This is a genomic window from Streptomyces sp. MS191 (assembly GCF_008042125.1).
GTDB lineage: Bacteria > Actinomycetota > Actinomycetes > Streptomycetales > Streptomycetaceae > Streptomyces.
Genome location: NZ_RDBI01000040.1, coordinates 845,682 through 850,798, shown reverse-complemented (window position 1 = coordinate 850,798; position 5,117 = coordinate 845,682). Strand labels below are relative to the sequence as shown.

The window sequence follows — 5,117 nt, the reverse complement described above, 5'->3', positions numbered from 1 at the left end:
CATCTGGCTCACCCCCGGCGTGCCCCACCACTACGCCGCCGACCCCGCCACCGGCTGGGACGAGAGCTTCGTCGACTTCGGCGGCCCCGCCACCGCCACCTACACCGAACTCGGCTACATCGAACCCGACCGGCCCGTCGTCCCGCTCGCCGACGCCGCCGGCCCCCGCGCCGCCATCGGCCGCATCGCCCGCGCCGCCCGCCGCGGCAACCCCCTCCTGGAGGTCGAGACCGGCGCCGCCGTCCACGAACTCCTCGTCGCCCTGCGCCGCGCCCGCGCCGACACCAACGCCGACGGCGACCCCGTCCTCTCCGCACTCGCCCGCGACGCCTTCCAGCCGCTCTCCGTCGCCGAGCACGCCGCCCGGCACGGCATGAGCGCGGCCGAGTTGCGCACCGCCGTCCGCCGCGCCGCCGGCTGCAGCCCGAAGGACTACCTCCTCTCCATCCGCCTCGGACGCGCCAAGGAACTCCTCGCCGCGACCGAGCTGCCCGTCGCCGCGGTCGCCCGCCGCGTCGGCTACGACGACCCGGCCTACTTCTCCCGGCTGTTCACGCGCCGTGTCGGCACCGCACCCGTCCGCTTCCGCGACCAGCAAGGACGTGCCGTACCCGGCGGCTGGAGCGACCGCGTTCCGGATCCCGAACACCCTCCGACGATCGTCGGGCGCTCCGTCTAAGCTCGCTGCCCATGAGCGACATCGACGAGTCCGTACAAGAGGAACTGTCCCGACTGCGCGACAGCATCGACAACATCGACGCGGCGGTCGTCCACATGCTCGCCGAACGCTTCAAATGCACCCAGCAGGTCGGCGTCCTCAAGGCCAAGCACCAGCTGCCGCCCGCCGACCCCGAGCGCGAGTCCCGCCAGATCGCCCGGCTGCGGGAACTGGCCGAGAGCGCGAAACTGGACCCGGCGTTCGCGGAGAAACTGCTGAACTTCATCATCGCGGAGGTCATCCGGCACCACGAGACGATTGCGGACGGAGCACGCTGATGGGCCGCGTCACGGTCTTCACCCTGGGAGGGACGATCTCCGCCCGGGGCGGGGACGCGGCGCGCCTCACGGGCACCGAGGTCCTCGCCGGGCTCGGTGCCGTCGGCACCGAGGCGGAGCTCCGCGACTTCCGCCGGCTGCCCAGCTCCTCGCTGTCCCTGGAGGACGTCGCCGCCCTCGCCGACGAGGTGCGCGCGACGGTCGCGGCCGGCTCCGGCGTCGTCGTCGTCCAGGGCACCGACACCCTGGAGGAGACCGCCTTCCTCCTCGACCTGCTCTGCCCGACCACCGAGCCGGTCGTCGTCACCGGCGCCATGCGGCGCCCCGACCTGCCCGGCGCCGACGGCCCCGCCAACCTCGCCGCCGCCGTCGCGGTCGCCTCCGACCCGGCCTGCCGCGACCTCGGCGTCCTCGTCGTCCTCGCCGACGAGATCCACGCCGCCCGCCACGTCCGCAAGACCCACACCACCTCCGTGGCCACCTTCGCCTCGCCCGGCGCCGGCCCGATCGGCTCGGTCGTCGAGGGCGAGGCGCGGATCCTGCTCCGCCCGGCCACCCCCTCGGCGGTCTGCTCCCTGCGACTCGACCCCGAGATCCGGGTCGCCCTGCTCACCCTCTCCCTCGGCGACCGCGGCGAACTCCTCGACGCCGTCGACTCCCGCTACGACGGCCTCGTCGTCGCCGCCTTCGGCGCCGGCCACGTCCCGACCTGGCTGGTCGAACCCCTCGAAGAGCTCGCGCGCCGCATCCCGGTCGTCCTCGCCTCCCGCACCGGCGCCGGCACCACCCTGTCCCACACCTACCGGGGCCCCGGCTCCGAGTACGACGTCCTGCACCGCGGCCTCATCCCCGCCGGGCCCCTGGACCCCGTCAAGGCCCGCCTCCTCCTGCACACCCTGCTCTCCAGCGGAGCGGCCGGCGAGGCCGGATACGACCGCCCCCGCATCACCGCGGCCTTCACCCACCTCACCGGCACCGGCCTGGCGTGAGCCGAGGGCGGAACCCCGTTCCCGCCCCGCCCCCATCAGGCAGCATGGAGCCCATGTCCGTACTGACGCGCGACGAAGCGCAGACCCGTGCCCGGCTCCTCGACGTCCACCACTACGAGGTCGAGCTCGACCTGACCACCGGTGACGACACCTTCCGGTCCAGGAGCACCATCCGGTTCACCGCCCGCACGGCCGGGGACACCTTCGTCGAGCTGAAGCCCGAGACCCTCCACTCCGCCCTGCTCGACGGCACGCCCCTCGACCCCGCCGCCCTCGACGGCAACCGGCTCCCCCTGGACCTCGCCGAGGGCGAGCACACCCTGGAGATCGCCGCCACCATGCGGTACTCGCGCACCGGCGAGGGCATGCACCGCTTCACCGACCCCGCCGACGGCGAGTCGTACGTCTACACCCAGCTCTTCATGGAAGACGTCCAGCGGGTCTTCGCCGCCTTCGACCAGCCCGACCTCAAGGCCGTCTTCGACGTCTCCGTCCAGGCCCCCCAGGGCTGGACCGTCCTGTCCAACGGCATCACCGCACAGGGCCCCGACGGCCGCTGGACCGCCGCCACCACCCCTCTGCTCTCCACGTACTTCGTCTGCGTCGCCGCCGGCCCCTGGCACTCCGTGCGCGCCGAGCACGCCGGCCTCCCCTTCGGCCTGCACTGCCGCCGTTCCCTCGCCCCCCACCTCGACGCCGACGCCGACGAGATCCTCGCCGTCACCAAGGCCTGCTTCGACCGCTACCACGAGAAGTTCGAGGAGCCCTACCCCTTCGACTCCTACGACCAGGCCTTCGTCCCCGAGTTCAACGCCGGCGCGATGGAGAACCCCGGCCTCGTCACCTTCCGCGAGGAATACGTCTTCCGCTCCGCCGTCACCATCACCGAGCGGCAGACCCGCGCCAACGTCATCGCCCACGAGATGGCCCACATGTGGTTCGGCGACCTCGTCACCCTGCGCTGGTGGGACGACATCTGGCTGAACGAGTCCTTCGCCGAGTACATGGGCTACCAGACCGTCAACGAAGCCTGTTCCGACCTCTTCCCCGACACCTGGATCGAGTTCGGCATCGGACGCAAGGCCTGGGGCTCCGACGCCGACCAGCGGCCCTCCACCCACGCCGTCGCCCCCGACCCGGAGGCCGTCCCCGACACCGCCTCCGCCCTGCTCAACTTCGACGGCATCTCCTACGCCAAGGGCGCCGCCGCCCTGCGCCAGCTGGTGACGTGGATGGGCGAGAAGGACTTCCTCGCCGGCATCAACACCCACTTCGCGCGCCACAGGTTCGGCAACGCCACCCTCGCCGACTTCATCGACAACCTCGCCTCCGCCACCGACCGCGACGTCCACGGCTGGGCCGAGCAGTGGCTGCGCACCACCGGCGTCGACGCCCTCACCCCCGAACTCGGCGGCGACGCCACCCACACCACCCTCACCGTCCGCAACGACGGCAGCCGCCCGCACCGCATCGCCGTCGGCGTCTACGACCGCGACCTCGTCGACAGCAAGCGGCTCGTCCTGCGCGAACGCCTCGAACTCGATCCAGGTGTCGGGGAAGAGGTCGGAACAGGCTTCGTTGACGGTCTGGTAGCCCATGTACTCGGCGAAGGACTCGTTCAGCCAGATGTCGTCCCACCAGCGCAGGGTGACGAGGTCGCCGAACCACATGTGGGCCATCTCGTGGGCGATGACGTTGGCGCGGGTCTGCCGCTCGGTGATGGTGACGGCGGAGCGGAAGACGTATTCCTCGCGGAAGGTGACGCGCCGAGACCGCCGGCGCAGCGGCCGAGCCGGAGACCTCCACCGAGGCCACCGACGACACCGCCACGGACGAGACCCCCGAGGACGAGGCACCCGAAGCCCCGGCCGACGAGGCCCCGGCCGACACTCCGGACACCACCGACACCGGCCGCATCGACCCCCTGCCCCAGATCGCCGACCTCTGCGAAGCCCACGGCGCCGAACTCCACATCGACGCGGCCTACGGCGGCGCCGCCCTCTTCAGCACCACCCACCGCCCCCTGCTCGCCGGCCTCGACCGCGCCCGGTCCGTCGCCCTCGACCTGCACAAACTCGGCTGGCAGCCGGCCGCCGCCGGACTCCTCGCCGTCCGCGACACCGCCGACCTGGCCGCACTGAGCCACACCGCCGACTACCTCAACGCCGACGACGACACCGAAGCCGGCCTCCCCAGCCTCCTCGGCCGCTCCCTGCGCACCACCCGGCGCCCCGACATCCTCAAGATCGCCGTCACCCTCCGCACCCTCGGCCGCACCGGCCTCGGCGACCTCGTCGACACCTGCTGCGCCCTGGCCAGGGAACTCGCCGACCTCGTCGACAAGACACCCGGCCTGGAGCTCTACGAGCGCCCCACCCTGACCACCGTCCTGTTCCGGCCCCGGGACGCCGCCGACGCCACGGTCGCCACCATCCGCCGCACCCTCCTCACCGAAGGCCGCGCCGTCCTCGGCCGGGCCCACGAGGACGGCCGGCTCTGGCTCAAGGCCACCCTCCTCAACCCGCACGCCACCTCCGGCGACCTGGAACAGATCCTCACCCTCGTGGAAGGCAGCACCGACCGATGACCGGCAGCACCCCCCACCCGCAGCACGACCTCGACCGGCCCTACGACCTGGTGGGCATCGGCATCGGCCCGTTCAACCTCTCCCTCGCCGCCCTCGCCCACGGCATCCCCGGCGGCCTCGCGACCACCTTCTTCGAACAGAACCCCGCCTTCCACTGGCACCCCGGCCTCCTCATCGAAGGAGCCACCCTCCAGGTCCCCTTCCTCGCCGACCTGGTCACCCTCGCCGACCCCGCCAGCCCCTGGTCCTTCCTCAGCTACCTCCGCTCCCGCGACCGGCTCTTCCCCTTCTACTTCGCCGAGAAGTTCCACATCCAGCGAGCCGAGTACGACGCCTACTGCCGCTGGGTCAGCAGCCAGCTCCCCGGCCTGCACTTCGGACACCAGGTCGACGCCGTCCGCTGGAACCCCGAACGCGCCCTCTTCGAAGTCGACTTCACCCAACTCGACGGCGACGGCGAGGCCGAGGCACTCGGCCGCGCCTACACCCGGCACATCGCCCTCGGCGTCGGCACCCAGCCCCACGTCCCCCCAGCCCCACGTCCC

4 protein-coding genes and 3 pseudogenes are annotated in these 5,117 nt (G+C 72.4%); 6 read left to right on the top strand and 1 reads right to left on the bottom strand.

Annotated features, from left to right (window positions below):
- The 4 genes and pseudogenes from EAO71_RS10840 to pepN form a co-directional block, all read left to right on the top strand.
- On the top strand, window positions 1–679 hold a 679-nt coding region (locus tag EAO71_RS10840), incomplete at its 5' end, for a helix-turn-helix transcriptional regulator (RefSeq protein ID WP_147979222.1).
- Between the two features lie 11 nt (window positions 680–690).
- On the top strand, window positions 691–996 hold the full coding sequence (locus tag EAO71_RS10835) for a chorismate mutase (RefSeq protein ID WP_147979221.1): 306 nt from the start codon (window positions 691–693) through the stop codon (window positions 994–996).
- Window positions 996–1,985, top strand: a complete 990-nt coding sequence (locus tag EAO71_RS10830; RefSeq protein ID WP_147977524.1) for an asparaginase — start codon at window positions 996–998, stop codon at window positions 1,983–1,985. Before EAO71_RS10835 ends, EAO71_RS10830 begins: the two co-directional genes overlap by 1 nt.
- Before the next feature lie 53 nt (window positions 1,986–2,038).
- A pseudogene (pepN, locus tag EAO71_RS10825) lies at window positions 2,039–3,529 on the top strand (aminopeptidase N); the annotation flags it as partial.
- Here the strand turns inward: pepN and EAO71_RS10820 are convergent.
- Window positions 3,521–3,748: pseudogene (locus EAO71_RS10820) on the bottom strand (M1 family aminopeptidase); the annotation flags it as partial. The pseudogenes pepN and EAO71_RS10820 overlap by 9 nt on opposite strands.
- A 125-nt stretch (window positions 3,749–3,873) precedes the next feature.
- Here EAO71_RS10820 and EAO71_RS10815 point away from each other — a divergent pair.
- Together EAO71_RS10815 and EAO71_RS10810 are read left to right on the top strand one after the other, a co-directional pair.
- Window positions 3,874–4,572 (top strand): annotated as a pseudogene (locus tag EAO71_RS10815) (pyridoxal phosphate-dependent decarboxylase family protein); the annotation flags it as partial.
- Window positions 4,569–5,117 (top strand): SidA/IucD/PvdA family monooxygenase (locus EAO71_RS10810; protein ID WP_147979220.1); only part of this gene is annotated, 549 nt, incomplete at its 3' end. The pseudogene EAO71_RS10815 and the gene EAO71_RS10810, both read left to right, overlap by 4 nt.